Source organism: Stenotrophomonas sp. TEPEL (genome assembly GCF_004348785.1).
Lineage (GTDB): Bacteria > Pseudomonadota > Gammaproteobacteria > Xanthomonadales > Xanthomonadaceae > Stenotrophomonas > Stenotrophomonas indicatrix.
The window spans coordinates 3631273-3647297 of the sequence record NZ_QQXJ01000001.1; the positions used below are offsets into that span (position 1 = coordinate 3631273).

At 67.8% G+C, this 16025-nt stretch carries 15 protein-coding genes; 8 read left to right on the forward strand and 7 right to left on the reverse strand.

Translation table 11 applies throughout. The annotated features are described in order from the left end of the window. Positions 1–289 precede the first annotated feature (289 nt). A complete protein-coding gene (locus TEP_RS16635; RefSeq protein ID WP_132825995.1) occupies positions 290–2401 on the forward strand; it encodes a glycosyl hydrolase family 18 protein in 2112 nt (703 codons plus the stop codon). Here the strand turns inward: TEP_RS16635 and TEP_RS16640 are convergent. Together TEP_RS16640 and xerD are read right to left on the reverse strand one after the other, a co-directional pair. Then, positions 2299–3231, reverse strand: coding sequence for a DsbC family protein (locus TEP_RS16640; protein WP_240790719.1), 933 nt, complete (start codon positions 3229–3231; stop codon positions 2299–2301). The two genes, TEP_RS16635 and TEP_RS16640, sit on opposite strands and share 103 nt — an antisense overlap. A gap of 99 nt (positions 3232–3330) precedes the next feature. Continuing rightward, positions 3331–4308: a site-specific tyrosine recombinase XerD gene (gene xerD, locus TEP_RS16645; protein WP_132825996.1), complete on the reverse strand. Its 978-nt coding sequence runs from the start codon at positions 4306–4308 to the stop codon at positions 3331–3333. A 56-nt stretch (positions 4309–4364) separates the two neighbouring features. Between xerD and TEP_RS16650 the strand changes: the two genes are divergently transcribed. After that, the gene (locus TEP_RS16650; protein WP_132825997.1) at positions 4365–4853 is read left to right on the forward strand and encodes an RDD family protein; all 489 of its coding nucleotides are present in this window, start codon (positions 4365–4367) and stop codon (positions 4851–4853) included. An 82-nt stretch (positions 4854–4935) separates the two neighbouring features. Here the strand turns inward: TEP_RS16650 and lptG are convergent, their stop codons facing one another. Further along, positions 4936–6042 (reverse strand): LPS export ABC transporter permease LptG, encoded by a 1107-nt coding sequence (lptG, locus tag TEP_RS16655; RefSeq protein ID WP_132825998.1) that lies wholly within the window; start codon positions 6040–6042, stop codon positions 4936–4938. Further along, on the reverse strand, positions 6039–7121 hold the full coding sequence (lptF, locus tag TEP_RS16660; RefSeq protein WP_132825999.1) for an LPS export ABC transporter permease LptF: 1083 nt from the start codon (positions 7119–7121) through the stop codon (positions 6039–6041). The genes lptG and lptF overlap by 4 nt, the downstream gene beginning before the upstream one ends. Before the next feature lie 104 nt (positions 7122–7225). Here lptF and TEP_RS16665 point away from each other — a divergent pair, with 104 nt between their 5' ends. The 5 genes from TEP_RS16665 to TEP_RS16685 all read left to right on the forward strand — a co-directional run bounded on the left by TEP_RS16665 (position 7226) and on the right by TEP_RS16685 (position 13217). Further along, positions 7226–8704: a leucyl aminopeptidase gene (locus tag TEP_RS16665; RefSeq protein ID WP_132826000.1), complete on the forward strand. Its 1479-nt coding sequence runs from the start codon at positions 7226–7228 to the stop codon at positions 8702–8704. Between the two features lie 97 nt (positions 8705–8801). Further along, complete coding sequence (locus TEP_RS16670) at positions 8802–9227, forward strand: DNA polymerase III subunit chi (protein WP_025879359.1); 426 nt, start codon at positions 8802–8804, stop codon at positions 9225–9227. Positions 9228–9246: 19 nt separating this feature from the next. Further along, a complete protein-coding gene (locus TEP_RS16675) occupies positions 9247–9438 on the forward strand; it encodes a YqaE/Pmp3 family membrane protein (RefSeq protein WP_025879360.1) in 192 nt (63 codons plus the stop codon). 34 nt (positions 9439–9472) lie between these two features. After that, positions 9473–12316 carry a valine--tRNA ligase gene (locus tag TEP_RS16680; protein ID WP_132826001.1) on the forward strand — a complete coding sequence of 948 codons (2844 nt, stop codon included), beginning with the start codon at positions 9473–9475 and terminating at the stop codon, positions 12314–12316. Between the two features lie 64 nt (positions 12317–12380). Beyond that, entirely contained in the window at positions 12381–13217 is an 837-nt protein-coding gene (locus TEP_RS16685; RefSeq protein ID WP_132826002.1) for an EamA family transporter, read from the forward strand. A gap of 43 nt (positions 13218–13260) precedes the next feature. On the opposite strand, the gene rimI is transcribed toward TEP_RS16685, so the two are convergent. Genes rimI through pssA form a run of 3 tightly spaced genes read right to left on the reverse strand, consistent with a single transcriptional unit; the run spans position 13261 to position 15043 of the window. Then, positions 13261–13758, reverse strand: coding sequence for a ribosomal protein S18-alanine N-acetyltransferase (gene rimI, locus TEP_RS16690; protein WP_132826003.1), 498 nt, complete (start codon positions 13756–13758; stop codon positions 13261–13263). Further along, the gene (locus TEP_RS16695; protein WP_132826004.1) at positions 13755–14267 is read right to left on the reverse strand and encodes a hypothetical protein; all 513 of its coding nucleotides are present in this window, start codon (positions 14265–14267) and stop codon (positions 13755–13757) included. The genes rimI and TEP_RS16695 overlap by 4 nt, the downstream gene beginning before the upstream one ends. Further along, on the reverse strand, positions 14264–15043 hold the full coding sequence (gene pssA, locus TEP_RS16700; protein ID WP_025879365.1) for a CDP-diacylglycerol--serine O-phosphatidyltransferase: 780 nt from the start codon (positions 15041–15043) through the stop codon (positions 14264–14266). The genes TEP_RS16695 and pssA overlap by 4 nt, the downstream gene beginning before the upstream one ends. A gap of 80 nt (positions 15044–15123) precedes the next feature. On the opposite strand from pssA, the gene TEP_RS16705 reads away from it, so the two are divergent. Then, a complete protein-coding gene (locus TEP_RS16705) occupies positions 15124–15501 on the forward strand; it encodes a DUF4124 domain-containing protein (protein WP_132826005.1) in 378 nt (125 codons plus the stop codon). Positions 15502–16025 lie beyond the last annotated feature (524 nt).

Consider the following 16025-nt stretch of genomic DNA (forward strand, 5'->3'; position numbering starts at 1 on the left):
ACCCAAGAAATCCGCTGTTCGCGGAAAGCGCCAACCATGAGGGGGCTCCGCCGCTGGCCGCCGACCGCGTGCCAGCGCCGCTCTCCGCCAAATCCCCGAACCATGCACTCGCTCACGGATTGACCACGCAATTGATGACAACGTTGTCCCCACCTGGCGCCGGACTCTCTCCCCGGCCCACCAGGTACCTCCGTCCGCCCCTCCGTCGCCTTCCCGGGCGACGTCCGGACCCTGCGTTACGTGCGGCGCCGCCCTGGCCCGCGCGCCAACCATCGATCGGAGACACACCATGTACGACCCGCTTGTGCAGAGTGCCGATGTACGCAGTGCCCACCCTTCCCTTCATCGCTGTCGCCCGCGCCGTCTGGCCTGGCTGCTGGCCCTGGCCGGGGCGGTCGCCCTGCCCGGCCTGGCCCAGGCCGCCAGCTGTGCCGGCGTGGCCGAATGGGACCAGGCCAAGATCTACCGCAGTGGCGACACCCTGCAGAAGGGAGGGGTCCTCTACCGGGCGAACCAGGACATCTGGAATGCGCCGCCGGACCATCCGGCCGGGGCGCCCTACTACACCAACCTCGGCGCCTGCGACGGCGGCGGGACCAACCAGCCGCCTGTGGTCAGCCTGACCTCGCCGGCCAACGGCGCCACCTTCAGCGCCGGCAGCACGGTCAACGTGACCGCCAACGCCAGTGATGCGGACGGCAGCGTCAGCAAGGTCGAGTTCTTCCGCGATGGCAGTTCGCTGGGCATCGACACCAGCGCGCCGTACAGCGCCAGCTGGACCAACGCCAGCGCCGGCAGCCACACCCTGCGCGCGGTCGCCACCGACAACAACAACGCCACCGCCAGCACCGCGACCATCACCATCACCGTCAACGCGGCCAGTGGCGATACCACCGCGCCCAGCGTGCCCGGTGGCCTGGCCGTGGGTACCCGCACCGCCAACAGCATCGCCCTGAGCTGGAGCCCGTCCACCGACAACACCGGCGGCAGCGGCCTGGCTGGCTACGACGTGTACCGCAATGGCAGCCTGGTCGGCTCGCCGTCCAGCGCCAGCTATGTCGATGGCGGCCTGACCGCGTCCACCAGCTACAGCTACCGCGTGCGTGCCCGCGACAACGCCGGCAATGCGTCGGCACAGGGCACGGCAGTGACCGCCAGCACCCTGGCCGGCGACGGTGGCACCACCGGCAAGCGGGTCATCGGTTACTTCACCCAGTGGGGCATCTATGGCCGCAACTACCGGGTCAAGAACATCGACAGCAGCGGTTCGGCCGCGCGCCTGACCCATATCAACTACGCCTTCGGCAACGTGCGCAACAACCGCTGCGAAGTGGGCGTCACCCAGCCGTCGGATCCGAACAGCGGTGCCGGTGGCGATGCCTTCGCCGACTACACCAAGGCCTTCGGTGCCGGCGAAAGCGTGAGCGGCAGCGCCGATACCTGGGACCAGCCGCTGCGCGGCAACTGGAACCAGCTCAAGCAGCTCAAGGCCAAGTACCCGGGCATGAAGGTGCTGATCTCGCTGGGTGGCTGGACCTGGTCGCGCGGCTTCTCCAGCGCGGCGCAGCCGGCCAACCGCCAAGCCTTCGTCGCTTCGTGCATCGACGCCTACATCAAGGGCAACCTGCCGGTGACCGACGGTGCCGGTGGCCCCGGTGCGGCGCTGGGGGTGTTCGACGGCATCGACATCGACTGGGAGTACCCGGTGGCCTGCGGTATCGCCTGCGGCACGCCCGAGGACAACGCCAACTTCACCGCGCTGATGGCCGAATTCCGCCGCCAGCTCGATGCGGTGCGCCCCGGTCTGCTGCTGACGGTGGCAGTCGGCGCCGGCATCGACAAGATCCGCGTCACCGATCCGGCCGCGTACCACCCGTACCTGGACTACATCAACGTGATGACCTACGACTTCCACGGCGCGTGGGATGCGAAGACCAATCACCAGTCGGCGCTGTTCGATTCGCCGAATGATCCGTCCACCGGCGACCAGAAGCTGTACAACAGCAACGACGCCATCGAGGCCTTCATCAGCCGTGGTGTTCCCGCCGCCAAGCTCAACCTGGGCATCGGCTATTACGGGCGCGGCTGGACCGGGGTGAGCAACGCCAACAACGGCCTGTACCAGAGCGCCACCGGTGCGGCACCGGGTACCTACGAGGCCGGCATTGAAGACTGGAAGGTGCTGAAGAACCTGGCGTGGCCGAGCTACACCGACAACACCGCCGGTGCCACCTGGATCTACAACGGCAGCACGTTGTGGAGCTTCGATACCCCGGCCAACATCACCCGCAAGATGGGCTACGTGAAGACCCAGGGACTGGGCGGTGCGTTCGTCTGGGAGTTCAGCGGCGACGATGCGCAGGGCACGCTGACCAAGGCGGTCAGTGATGGGTTGAAGTAAAAAAAATCCAGGGGCGCACTGCGTCCCCGGCTTTCTGTCTGATGCATCCGCCGGGCATGGCCCGGCGCTACCCGCCCATCCGCCGGCGGCAGGTAGCCGCCGAGCTGGGTGCCATCGGGCGCGAAGATCGCCGGTGTTCCATTCACGCCCAACTGCTGGCCCAGGGCGTACTGCATCGCCACCGGGTTGGTGCAGTTCTTCGCTGCCACCGTGCCACCACGCTTGGCATTGGTCAGCGCCTGGCGACGATCAGCCGCGCACCAGACCGAGATCATGTCGGTGTAATCCTTGCTGCCCAGCCCCATGCGCGGGAAGGCCAGGTATTCGACGGTGATGCCGTTGCGGTTGAGCTCGGCGATGTCCTGGTGCAGCTTGCGGCAGTAGCCGCATTCGATGTCGGTGAACACACTGATGGTGTACTTCGCGTTCGGCGCGGCGAACACGATGCGGTCGCCATGGTTGGCCTTGGCCAGCAGGTCGCGACGGTAGCCCAGCAGGCCTTCGCTGTTGGCCGGGCTCTTGGCGCGGGTGTCGTAGGGCTGCGACTGGAACAGGTAGCGGCCGTCGTCGGAGACGTACAGCAGCTGGCCGGAGACCACCACTTCACGGAAGCCCGGGAAGGGCGCGGCACCGATGTAGTCCACCTGGAAGCCGGGGTTGAGCTCGGTCAGCGCCTTGCGCACGGCCTGCTCGGCCGGTGCATTGGCCGTGGCGGCAGGGCCGGCCTTGGCTGCCGCTGCAGCGGGGGCCTTTGCGGCTGGCGGGGCGGGCTGGGCGCAGGCACTCAGGCTGAGCGCGCCGAACACGGCGGCGATGGCGAATCGGAGCATGGAGCAGTCCGCAGCAGAAAGAAGACCCCGGATTCTGACACAGCCATCCTGAGCGGTCCGCGATGCCGCGCACAGGCCCGGCTGGCCCCCGCCATGGGCTCAGCCGCGTGGATGATGGCGGGCGTGCAGTTTCTGCAGGTGTTCGCGTGCGACCAGCGTGTAGATCTGCGTGGTGGACAGCGAGCTGTGGCCCAGCAGCATCTGCAGCGCGCGCAGGTCGGCGCCACGGTTCAGCAGGTGGGTAGCGAAACTGTGCCGCAGGCCATGCGGACTGATCCGCGCCGGGTCGATACCGGCCACCGCCGCGTAGCGCTTGACCAGGTGCCAGAACGCTTGGCGGGTCAAGCCATGCAGCGCCGGTTCGATGAACAGGGGCGCCTGCCCGTCGGCCAGCGCCTGCACCTTGCCCTTGCCCACCAGCTGCGGTCGCGACTGCTGCAGGTAGCGTTCCAGCCAGTACTGCGACTCCTCGCCCAGCGGCACCAGGCGTTCCTTGCTGCCCTTGCCGGTCACCCGCAGCACGCCCTGGCGCAGGTTCACCGCCGTGGCGGGCAACAGCACCAGCTCGCTCACCCGCAGCCCGGCGGCATACATCAGCTCCAGCATGGCGCGGTCGCGCAGGCCGAGCGGACTGTCGATATCCGGTGCCGCCAGCAGCGCGTCGATCTGGCTCTCTGCCAGTGCCTTGGGCAGCAGCCGTGGCAGCTTCGGCGGGTCCAGCAGTGCGCTGGGATCCTCGCTGCGTTCGCCACGCCGCACGGCATCGGCAAAGAACGCGCGCAGCGCCGACAGCAACCGCGCGTTGCTGCGCGGTGACCAGTTGTGGCGGGTGCGCCAGGCCAGGTAATCGAACAGACCGGCACGTTCAATACCGGCCAGGCCACCGTCGCGCCCGTCACACCAGCGCGCCAGGCCTTCAAGGTCGCGGCGATAGCTGTCCAGGGTGGCGCGGGCCAGACCGTGCTCGGCCCAGATCGCATCGAGGAAGCGCTGGATGCGCTGGCTGTCCTCGCCGCGCAGCTCGGGCAGTTGCTGGACCAGCTGACGACGTTCGGCGGGGGTGGAAGTGACGGCCATGCACGCAGGATACGAGGCCAACTGCGGGCACGGCCAGCATTGCGTATGCTCGGCACATGTCGAGCCCCGCCACCGATGCGGCCCACGTCGCCGCTGATACGCCCCGCCCGCGCGCGCTGCTGCTGTGGCGCCTGCTGGCGATGATCTATGACGCGCTGCCGGTGCTGGCCTTGTGGATGCTGGCCGGCGCGGCCTTCACCCTGGCCTATGCGTTCAGCGGCCATGCGCAGCGCGACAACATCGCGCCCTTCAGTGCCTGGCAATGGCTGCTGTGGGCGGTCTGCTGGGCCATGACCGGGTGGTATGCCACCGCCAGCTGGCGACGCGGTGGGCAGACGCTGGGCATGCGCCCGTGGCGGTTGAAGCTGGAATCACGCGATGGCACGCCGTTGCGACGCGGCCAGCTGTGGCTGCGCTTCGCGGTGGCCACGCTGTCGTTGCTGCTGGGCGGATTGGGCTTCTGGTGGGCCTTGGTGGATCGCCAGCGGCTGACCTGGCACGACCGCGCGAGTGCTACGCAGCTGCTGCGGATGCCGAAGCGCTGACCTGTCCTGGCAGCGCCGGGCCATGCCCGGCGGACGCGGGATATCGCGCACCTTCGCCGGGCATGGCCCGGCGCTACCGGAATCAGCCCGATTTGCGCCGGAACAGCAACCCGGACACCGCCAGCATCACGATCGGCGGCAGCGCGTAGGCAATGCGGTAGTCGAACTTCAGCGCGCCGGCCATGCGGCCGAAGAACAGCTGCAGCAGCCAGAACGCCAGCGCGAACAGGATGCCCAGGAACAGACGCTTGCCCATGCCGCCACTGCGCAGCGAACCGAACGCGAACGGCACCGCCGCCAAACACAGCGCCAGCACATTCAACGGGTAGAACCAGCGGCTCCAGTACACATCCTCGTAGTCGCGTGCATCCAGCCCGTTGCGCTCGCGGTAGGCGATGCTGGTGCTCAGCTCGGACACGCTGAGATTGCGCGGCTTGGCGATGCCGGTGGCCAGGGCACCGGCGTCCAGCTTGGAATTCCACGGCTCACGGGCCGCTTCCTGGCGCGTTGCCGAGCGCTCGCCGAAGGTGTCACGGCGCACGCCGGTCAACACCCAGCCATCCTTGTCGTGCTCGGCGGTGGCGGCGTGGGTCAGCGTACCGATCCGACCCTCCTCGTCGATTTTGTACAGGCGCACGTCACGCAGAATCAGCCGGGTGCCCTTGTCGCCGACCAGCTGTTCTTCGCCACTCTGTGCATTGAGGAACGTGTCACCTTCGCGCGCCCACAGGCCGGAGTAACGCGCCACCGCCACGTCGGTGCCCCACTTGGCACTCATCTTCAGCGAATCGGCGCGGTTCTGGCCCCACGGCCCCAGGGTCTCGGCGCTGATCACCATCAACCCGGTCAACAACGACAGGGCGATCGCCACCGACACGCTCAGGCGCTTGCGCGACAGGCCCAGCGCGCGCAGCGCGGTCAGCTCCGAGGTCGCGGCCAGCTGGCCCAGGCCCATCAGCGCGCCGATCACCGCCGCAGTCGGGAACATCGTGTAGGCCCGGCGCGGCACGGTGTACAGCACCCAGGCGGCCGCATGGCCCAGCGAATAGCCGTTCTTGCCGATGTCCTTGAACTCACCGGAGAAGGCCATCAGCACGTCCAGGCCGACCAGCACCGCCCAGGTCAGCAGCACGGTACCCAGCACTGCCCGGCCCAGGTACAGATCGAAACGCATCGGTCGCAGCATCATGCGCGGGCTCCCTTCGGGCGGGCCATGCGGCCGTCACGCACGTACATCCAGATCGCCAGTGCCAGCAGCGGCAGGGTCAGCCACCACAGGCCCAGCGCCGACGGAATCTGGCCGTTGGCAATCCAGCCACTGCCGATGAACATCAGGTTGGTACCGACCATGTAGGCCAGCAGGGCCAGCATCATCCGGCCGTAGCGCTGCTGCCGCGGCGAACTGCGTCCCAGCGGCACGGTCAGCAGGGCAAAGGCCAGTGCGATCAGCGGCGGCGCCAGGCGACGGTGCAGCTGTGCCTGGGCCTCGGGGCGCTTGTCACCGAACAACGCGGTGGTCGGCATCAGTTCGGGGTCGTCACTCTTGCGGGCCTCACTGCCGTCGGGCAGCGCCACGTCGTTGCGGGCGAAGGTCGCCAGGCGGTAGTCCAGTGCGCCGGCCGCCGGCCCTTCCAGCTGGTGGCCATCATCCAGTTCGAGGAAACGCTGGCGGGCGCCTTCGAAGTACATGCGGCCGCTGGCGGCGGACACCACTTCGAGGCGATCCTCCTTCTGCCGCTGCAGGAACACCCGGCCCAGCTGGCTGCCATCGGGCGAGATCGAGGCGACATAGACCACCCCGCCATTGGGCAGCGGGGTGAACCGGCCCGGCTCCAGGCCGGCCATCAGCACGCTGCGGTTGGCGTCCTGGACCATCTGTTCGGCGGTGCGCCCGGCCCAGGGGCCGAGCCACAGCGAACAGGCGCCGACCACCGCGATCACCGGCAGCACCAGCATCAGCAGGGGCTTGAGCAGGCGCCGGGGGCCGACACCGATGGCGGTGATGACCGCCATTTCCGAGTCGCGGTAGAGGCGGGCGATGGCCAGCAGCAGGCCCAGCATCAGTGCCAGCGGCAGGATCAGCGGCATGTAGACGATGAACTGCAGGCCCAGCTGCGAGAACAGCAGCTTGGCCGGCAGCCGCCCGTCGGCGATGTTGCCGAGGATGTCCACCAGCACGCCGCCCACGCTGACCACCAGCAGGACGATCAGGGTAGCCAGGAAACTCTGGACGAAATCGCCCAATAGATAGCGGTCGAGCTTCAACATGGGGCGGTGGTTTAAACTCTCAGGTTCGTTCGCGGTGCCGCCCAGTCTAGCGTCTGGGCGTAAACGGTCCGCGATTGTACGGACTTGCCAATGGAATCTGCTCAATGGCTCTCGAATTCACCCTGAACCACCTCGCTGCGGCTTCGGCCGCCGTTGACTGCATCGTCGTCGGCGCCTATGCCGACCATACCCTGACTGCGTCCGCGCAGGCACTGGATGCTGCAAGCGGTGGCCGCCTGGCCGCCCTGGCCCAGCGCGGCGACCTGTCCGGCAAGACCGGCGCCACCACCCTGCTGCACGACCTGCCGGGCGTGACCGCCCCGCGCGTGCTGGTGGTCGGCCTCGGCGATGCCGCCCGCTTCGGCGTGCCGCAGTACCTGAAGGCGGTCGGCGATGCCGTGCGCGCGCTGAAGGCCGGGGCTGCCCGCAGCGCACTGTTCACCCTGTCCGAAGTGGCAGTGAAGGACCGCGACGCGGCCTGGGCGATCCGCCAGGCGGTGATCGCCGCCGACCACGCGGCCTACCGCTACACCGCCACCCTGGGCAAGAAGAAGGCCGACGATGCCGGCCTGGCCCAGCTGGCCATCGCCGGTGATGACGCGCAGGCCCTGGCCCAGGGCCAGGCCATCGCCGCCGGTGTCGAGTTCGCCCGCGAGCTGGGCAACCTGCCGCCGAACTACTGCACCCCGGCCTATCTGGCTGAAGTGGGCGTGAAATTCGCCGGCGAGCATGACGGTGCCGAAGCGGAGATCCTCGACGAGGCCCAGATGGAAGCGCTGGGCATGGGCTCGCTGCTGGCCGTGGCCCGTGGCTCGGCCAACCGCCCGCGCCTGGTCGTGCTGAAGTGGCGCAATGGCGGCGACGCCAAGCCCTACGTGCTGGTCGGCAAGGGCATCACCTTCGATACCGGTGGCGTCAACCTGAAGACCCAGGGCGGCATCGAAGAGATGAAGTACGACATGTGCGGTGGCGCCAACGTCATCGGCACCTTCGTCGCTGCGGTCAAGGCCAAGCTGCCGTTGAACCTTGTGGTGGTGGTCCCGGCGGTGGAAAACGCCATCGACGGCAATGCCTACCGTCCGTCCGACGTCATCACCTCGATGTCGGGCAAGACCATCGAAGTGGGCAACACCGACGCCGAAGGCCGCCTGATCCTGTGCGACGCACTGACCTACGCGCAGCGCTTCGAGCCGCAGGCGCTGGTCGATGTGGCCACCCTGACCGGTGCCTGCATGGTCGCCCTCGGCCACCAGACCGCAGGCCTGATGAGCAAGCACGACGACCTGGCCAACGAGCTGCTGGCTGCTGGCGAGCAGGTCTTCGACCGCGCGTGGCGCCTGCCGCTGTGGGACGAGTACCAGCCGATGCTGGATTCCAGCTTCGCCGACGTCTACAACATCGGCGGCCGCTGGGCCGGTGCCATCACCGCCGGCTGCTTCCTGTCGCGCTTCGCCGAAGGCCAGCGCTGGGCCCATCTGGACATCGCCGGCGTGGCCAGCGATGAAGGCAAGCGTGGCATGGCCACCGGCCGTCCGGTCGGCCTGCTGAGCCAGTGGTTGCTGGACCAGGTCGCCCGCGCCTGATGCTGTACCTGACCCTGGCCGGCAACCGCCGGCCGGGGCCTCGCCGGTCCAGCCGCCACCCGGCATGGATCGGCACCTGCCTCACCTGGATGCCGCCATGCCCCGCGCCGACTTCTACCTGATCGCCAAGCCCCGTTTCCTGACCGAGCCGTTGCGCCTGGTCTGCGAGCTGGCGCGCAAGGCCAACGACGCCGGGTTGTTCACCCTGGTCCTCGCCCGCGACCAGGCCCAGGCCGAAGAACTTGACGAACTTCTCTGGTCGTTCGACGACGATGCCTACATTCCGCACCAGATCGTAGGTGAGGACGTGGACGAGGAAGAAGCCCTGGTACTGATCGCCCCGCCCGGCGGCGAGGCCCCCGTGCGGCCGCTGGTGATCAACCTGCGCGACGAACCCTGGCTGGGCCAGTGCGAGCGCGTGCTGGAAGTGGTCCCGGCCGATCCGGAAGCGCGCGAACCGCTGCGCGAGCGCTGGCGCCAGTACAAGACCGCCGGTTACGACCTGAACAAGCACGACATGTAAGCCCTGCGAGGACCCCTTGATGCGCCTGCTGATCGCCCTGATTCTTCCCTGGCTGTCCTTTTTCACCATCGGCCGGCCGTTTGCCGGCATCGTCTGCCTGATCCTGCAGATCACCCTGATCGGCTGGCTGCCCGCCGCGATCTGGGCTGCCTATTCGGTCAGCCAGTACCACACCGACCAGAAGATCCGGCGCACCCTCGGGTCGCGCTGATCTCCCTTCCCGCCTTGATGACTGGTTTCCCCGCATGACCCAACTCGCCTCCAGCTACGACCCGAAGTCCTTCGAGACCGACCTCTACGAGGCCTGGGAGAAGGCCGGCCATTTCAAGCCGTCCGGCAAGGGCGAGCCGTACACCATCCTGCTGCCGCCGCCGAACGTGACCGGCACCCTGCATATGGGCCATGCCTTCCAGCAGACCCTGATGGATGCGCTGGTGCGCTACCACCGCATGCGCGGCTACGACACGCTGTGGCAGGTCGGTACCGACCACGCCGGCATCGCCACCGAGATGGTGGTCAGCCGCAACCTAGCGCTGGAAGGCAACGGCGAGACCCGCGATTCGCTGGGCCGTGAGGGCTTCATCGGCAAGGTGTGGGAGTGGAAGCAGCAGTCCGGTGACATCATCGAGCGGCAGATGCGCCGCCTGGGCACGTCGGCCGACTGGTCGCGCAGCACCTTCACCATGGACCCGCAGCCGTCCGAAGCGGTGATCGAAGCCTTCGTGCGCTGGCACGAACAGGGCCTGATCTACCGTGGCCAGCGCCTGGTCAACTGGGATCCGGTGCTGAAGACGGCGATCTCGGACCTGGAAGTGGAGAGCGCCGAGGAAGAGGGCTTCCTGTGGTCGATCGCCTACCAGCTGGATGAAGGCCTGAACTACGAACACATCGAGCGCGATGCCGATGGCGTCGAGACCCTGCGCGAAACCCGCGATTACCTGGTGGTCGCCACCACCCGCCCCGAAACCCTGCTGGGCGACACCGCGGTGATGGTGCATCCGGAAGACGAACGTTACCTGCACCTGATCGGCAAGCGCGTGGTGCTGCCGCTGACCGGCCGCCGCGTGCCGGTGATCGCCGATGACTACGTGGACCGTGCGTTCGGTACCGGCGTGGTCAAGGTCACCCCGGCGCATGACTTCAACGACTACCAGGTGGGCGTGCGCCACAACCTGCCGATGATCAACCTGTTCACGCCGGTGGCCGCGATCAACGACAACGCACCGGAACGTTTCCAGGGGCTGGACCGTTACGACGCGCGCAAGGCCGTGCTGGCTGAACTGGAAGACCTGGGCATCCTGGTCGAGACCAAGGCGCACAAGCTGCAGGTGCCGCGCGGCGACCGCACCGGCCAGGTGATCGAGCCGTACCTGACCGACCAGTGGTTCGTGAAGATGGACGAACTGGCCAAGCGTGGCCTGGAGCTGGTCGAAGGTACCGATGGAAAGCCGGGCAGCATCTCCTTCGTGCCGCCGAACTGGATCAACACCTACCGCCACTGGATGACCAACATCCAGGATTGGTGCATCAGCCGCCAGCTGTGGTGGGGCCACCGCATTCCGGCATGGTTCGATGCGGCCACCGGCAACTGCTACGTCGGCCGCAGCGAAGACGAAGTGCGTGCCAAGAACAATCTCGGCAGCGACGTCGTGCTGAGCCAGGAAAGCGACGTGCTGGAGACCTGGTTCTCCTCGCAGCTGTGGCCGTTCTCCACCCTGGGCTGGCCGAACGAGCAGGCGATGGCCGAGCGCGGTTTCGACCGCTACCTGCCGTCGTCGGTGCTGATCACCGGCTTCGACATCATCTTCTTCTGGGTGGCGCGCATGATCATGGCCACCGACAACCTGACCGGGAAGATCCCGTTCAAGGACGTCTACTTCACCGGCCTGATCCGCGACGGCCAGGGCCAGAAGATGTCCAAGAGCAAGGGCAACGTGCTCGACCCGCTGGACATCATCGACGGCATCAGCATCGATGACCTGGTGGCCAAGCGCACCGGCGGGCTGATGCAGCCGCGCATGGTGGAGAAGATCGAGAAGGCCACGCGCAAGGAATTCCCGGACGGCATCGCCGCCCATGGCGCCGATGCGCTGCGTTTCACCATCGCCGCGCTGGCCACCCATGGCCGCGACATCAAGTTCGACATGAACCGCGCCGAGGGTTACAAGAATTTCTGCAACAAGCTGTGGAACGCCAGCCGCTTTACGCTGATGAACACCGAAGGTGCAGCGTTCACCGGCGTGCCGACGCCGCGGACCGACGCCGAGCGCTGGATCCTCTCGCGCCTGGCCGCCACCACCGCCGAAGCGCAGGGCCATTTCGCCGCCTATCGCTTCGACCTGCTGGCGCAGTGCCTGTACGAATTCGCATGGAACGCGTTCTGCGACTGGTTCCTGGAGCTGAGCAAGCCGGCCTTGAACGGCGCCGATGCCGCCGACGCCGACAGCACCCGCCACACCCTGCTGTACGTGCTGGAAGCGCTGTTGCGCCTGCTGCACCCGCTGACCCCGTTCATCACCGAACAGCTGTGGCAGCAGCTGGCACCGCGCCTGGGCCTGGCCGAAACCACGCTGTCGCTGCGTCCATACCCGACCGCCGCCGAGTTCGAGGGCGATTTCAGCCAGGCCGAGGCCGACGTGGAATGGTTGAAGGCGGTGATCAGTGCGGTGCGCCGCGTGCGCAGCGAGCTGAGCGTCGCCCCGTCCAGGCTGGTGCCGCTGCGCCTGCTGGCCGGCCAGGAACAGGACCGCGTGCGCATCGAGCGCTTCAGTGCCTCGCTGTCGTTCCTGCTGAAGCTGGACAGCATCCAGTGGCTGGCCGACGCACAGAGTGCGCCGCCGGCCGCCGCCGCGATCGTCGGTGAACTGAAGCTGCTGGTGCCGCTGGAAGGCCTGGTTGATCTCGATGCCGAGCGCGCGCGCCTGGACAAGGAGATAAAGCGCGTGGAAGGCGAACAGGAAAAGAGCGAGACCAAGCTGGCCAAGTTCTCCGACAAGGTGCCGCCGGCGGTGATCGAGCAGGAACGCGTGCGCCTGGTCGACTGGAACAACCAGCTGGCCGGCCTGCGCGAACAGCGCGCGAAGCTGTAACAGCTGATCGGGAGGGTGCCGACCAAGGTCGGCACCCACTCCTGTCTTTTGGCATCATCGCCTGATGCCGCTTTCCATCTTCCTGCTGGTCCTCGCTGCCGCCGCACTGCACGCCAGCTGGAACGCGATCGTCAAACGCGGACCGGACAAGTTTCTCGGCACGGTGCTGGTCACCGGCAGCGCTGCACTGCTGTCGGCCATCGCCCTGCCCCTGCTGCCCATGCCCACCGCCGCAAGCTGGCCTTGGCTGGCCGTCTCGGTGCTGCTGCAGGTGACGTACTACGCATTGGTCGCACGCTGCTACCAGCAGGTCGACATGAGCCTGGCGTATCCGATGATGCGCGGTTGCGCGCCCATCCTCGTTGCGCTGGCCGGCGCCGTGCTCGGCGAACGCCTGCCGCCATCGGCCTGGCTCGGCGTCCTCCTGGTGAGTGGCGGCATCCTGTGCATGGCCCGCGGCGCACGTGGCGGCCAGCTGCGCCTGCCGTTGCTGACGGCGGCGATGATCGCCACCTACACCCTGGTCGATGCGCAGGGCGCGCGACTGTCCGGCAATGCGCTGAGCTACACGTTGTGGCTGTTCCTGCTGTCGGGCATTCCGTTGCCGTTGTGGGCGCTGCATCGGCAGCGCGGCAAGCTGCTGGCGTATGCGCGCCAGCACTGGCCGCTGGGCGTGGCCGGCGGCATCGGTACCACCGCCTCGTATGCGATGGCGCTGTGGGCGATGACCCAGGTGCCGGTGGCAATGGTGTCGGCGCTGCGCGAATCGTCGATCCTGTTCGCGCTGCTGATCTCGGTGTTCCTGCTGCGCGAACGGGTACCGCGTGCGCGTTGGGTGGCGGCAGCATTGATCGTGGCTGGTGTGCTGGCGCTGCGCCTGGCGTCAACAACGCATCGGTAGCGCCGGGCCATGCCCGGCGAGCGCAGCGGCCACGCGACGCCGATTACAGCGGCGGCATTGTCTCCAGCTCGCCGTCCACCAGCTCGATCGCCATCACCAGCGCATCTTCGCGCCCCTGCGCAGCAGGGTAGTAGCGGGGGCGCCGGCCGATCTCGTTGAAGCCTTCGCTGTGATACAGCGCCAGCGCCGGGGTATTGGACGGACGCACTTCCAGGAACACCCGCTGGGCGCCTCGATCAGCGGCCAGGCGGACCAGCGCACGCAGCAACCGGCGGCCAAGCCCACGCGACTGCACCAGCGGATCGATGCAGATGTTCAGCACATGGGCTTCATCGGCAGCGAGGCTGAGCACGCCATAGCCGATCAACAGGCCATCGCGCTCCATGGCCAGGCCGGGGTAACCGGCACGCAGGCAATCCAGGAAAATGCCGCGGGTCCAGGGATAGGGGTAGCCACGTACTTCGATGGCCATCACCGCGTTGAGATCGCTCTCGCGCAGCGCACGCATCGCCACCGGCCCGGGCTGGCTGACCGCGCTCATGCGCTTCCGCCCTTGCGCAGTGTGCGCAGCTGCGGCCACAACGCGCGCTTGGCTGCGGGGTCGCGACGCAGTTGCTCCAGCGGCCAGCTGTCCATCAGCGCCTGCGTGGCGGGGTCGTTGGGATTGCAGCCCGAGGCCCGCAACAGCGCGATCTGCAGGCGGTCAGGCAGGCGCACCAGCGGCTGCCGCGCGTTGCCGGTGGGCAGCGGACGGGCCACAGCCGGGACGGTATCCGGCGCCGCTACCGGCACGGCAGTGCGTGGTGGCGCGCGCTCGAGCCGGGGCTCCGGCGCCGCGCCGCGCTGGCTGGCTGCGTGCTGCATCGAAGGTGGAGCCGCGCGCGTCGCCTCGACCGGCACGGGCGCCGACGCCGTGGCTTCGGCCACGCTCAGCTGCAATGCCGCGTCCATTTCGGCGGCCAACTGGCCGTCGTGATAGACGGTGTAACCCATGGCCTGCAGCCAGGCCTGCTGGGCCGGGGACCACAACAGGGGCAGGTCCTGGCTCACGCCGCCTCGGGCTTCTTGCGCAGGCGCTGCACGCCCCACATCACCGGGCCTGACAGGGCGTACAGGATGCCGACGACGAACAGCACGCGGGGCAGGTCGATCACCGCGATGGCGATGGCGATCGGCACCAGTGCCAGCACCAGGAACGGGACACGGTCCGAGCGTGCGCCCTGTTTGGCCGCGCCGCCCTTGAAGCTCCAGAAGCGGATGCGGCTGACCATCAGCAGTGCGGCGACCAGGGTCACCGCCAACGCCACGAAGCGCAGCTCGTTGCCGTTCCAGCCCAGCGTGCCATCGGCGAAGGCCCACACGAAGGACATCATCAGGCCGGCGGCAGCCGGGCTGGCCAGGCCGACGAACCAGCGCTTGTCGACAACGGCCACCTGGGTATTGAAGCGCGCCAAGCGCAGCGCCGCGCAGGCGGCGTACAGGAACGCCACCGCCCAGCCCAAGCGACCGACCAGCTCACCGTCGTACTTCAGTTCCGACAGGGACCAGTGATACATCACCAGGGCCGGCGCCATGCCGAAGCTGACCAGATCGGCCAGCGAGTCGTACTGCACGCCGAACTCGCTGCTGGTACCGGTCAGGCGCGCGACACGGCCATCGAGGCCATCCATCACCGCCGCCACGAACACGGCGATGCTGGCATTGACGAAATCCCCGTTGGCCGCAGCGATGATGGCGTAGAAACCAGAGAACAGCCCAGCCGTGGTGAACAGGTTGGGCAGCAGGTAAATCGTGCGCGAGCGCGGCGGCGGTGTGATCGGGTCCATGGAATCCAGTTTAATCGACTTGCCAGCGGTCGGCGCCAATGCTGCAATCGGCGTTCTACGCCCATTCCGCGGAGTTTGCCATGCGTGCCCTGTCCTGCCTGGGTTGCCTGCTGCTGTTGGCCAGTACCACTGCGCTGGCCGGCCCTGTCTACAAGTGGAAGGATGCCAAGGGCGTGACCCAGTATTCGGAAACGCCGCCGGCCGGGGCAAAGTATGAGACGCGTGCCCAGGCCAGGACAGTGGCGACGGACGCGGCCCCGGAGCCTGCCGCCGCGCCGGTGCCGGAACAATGCAGCACCGCCCGCGCCAACGTGACGCTGCTGGAAGGCAGCGGCCCGGTGATGCAGGACACCGATGGCGATGGCAAGGCTGATACCGCGCTTACCCCGGAACAGCGCAGCGCGCAGAAGGGCCTGGCCGAGGCAGCGATCAAGGCGTACTGCCCCCCGGCGGGTTAAGGGGGTANCGGCCGGGCGGCGCCCGGCACCCGCCGAATCAACGTCAACGTCAAAAGCGGGCATTCCGTGGGATGNNGGGGCGGTGTCGGANTGCGGGGACGCCGTAAACCCATCCGTGGGGGCTTGGCAGCCGCATCCATGCGGCTGACACCCCGCANTCCGACACCGCCCCNNCTTCGACAGTTTCCCGGTGGCCAGTAGATCCACGCCATGCGTGGATGTTCTACGTTCAATTGTCGAAATATTCGATTTCGACGGAGATTCATCCACGCATGGCGTGGATCTACGTGTCGACCAAGGTCGACACCCACCACCACCAACAGCCGCGGNAANCTGTCGAAGGCGGGGTGGGTCCGGTTGCGGGGGACGCCGTNAACCCNTCCNTGGGGGCTTGGCCGCGGCATCCTTGCCGCGGACACCCCCGCAACCGGACCCACCCCGCCTTCGACAGATTTCCGCGGCTGTTGGTGGTGGTGGGTGTCGACCTTGGTCGACACGTAGATCCACGCCATGCGTGGATGAAT

Bases quoted from the DNA above. Each gene is read 5' to 3' on its own strand.
- TEP_RS16670 (WP_025879359.1), top strand. From the start codon at position 8,802: ATGCCCCGCGCCGACTTCTACCTGATCGCCAAGCCCCGTTTCCTGACC.
- TEP_RS16685 (WP_132826002.1), top strand. From the start codon at position 12,381: ATGCCGCTTTCCATCTTCCTGCTGGTCCTCGCTGCCGCCGCACTGCAC.
- TEP_RS16675 (WP_025879360.1), top strand. From the start codon at position 9,247: ATGCGCCTGCTGATCGCCCTGATTCTTCCCTGGCTGTCCTTTTTCACC.
- lptG (WP_132825998.1), bottom strand. From the start codon at position 6,042: ATGATGCTGCGACCGATGCGTTTCGATCTGTACCTGGGCCGGGCAGTG.
- TEP_RS16705 (WP_132826005.1), top strand. From the start codon at position 15,124: ATGCGTGCCCTGTCCTGCCTGGGTTGCCTGCTGCTGTTGGCCAGTACC.
- xerD (WP_132825996.1), bottom strand. From the start codon at position 4,308: ATGGCCGTCACTTCCACCCCCGCCGAACGTCGTCAGCTGGTCCAGCAA.
- TEP_RS16680 (WP_132826001.1), top strand. From the start codon at position 9,473: ATGACCCAACTCGCCTCCAGCTACGACCCGAAGTCCTTCGAGACCGAC.
- TEP_RS16640 (WP_240790719.1), bottom strand. From the start codon at position 3,231: ATGCTCCGATTCGCCATCGCCGCCGTGTTCGGCGCGCTCAGCCTGAGT.
- rimI (WP_132826003.1), bottom strand. From the start codon at position 13,758: ATGAGCGCGGTCAGCCAGCCCGGGCCGGTGGCGATGCGTGCGCTGCGC.
- lptF (WP_132825999.1), bottom strand. From the start codon at position 7,121: ATGTTGAAGCTCGACCGCTATCTATTGGGCGATTTCGTCCAGAGTTTC.
- TEP_RS16665 (WP_132826000.1), top strand. From the start codon at position 7,226: ATGGCTCTCGAATTCACCCTGAACCACCTCGCTGCGGCTTCGGCCGCC.
- TEP_RS16650 (WP_132825997.1), top strand. From the start codon at position 4,365: ATGTCGAGCCCCGCCACCGATGCGGCCCACGTCGCCGCTGATACGCCC.
- pssA (WP_025879365.1), bottom strand. From the start codon at position 15,043: ATGGACCCGATCACACCGCCGCCGCGCTCGCGCACGATTTACCTGCTG.
- TEP_RS16635 (WP_132825995.1), top strand. From the start codon at position 290: ATGTACGACCCGCTTGTGCAGAGTGCCGATGTACGCAGTGCCCACCCT.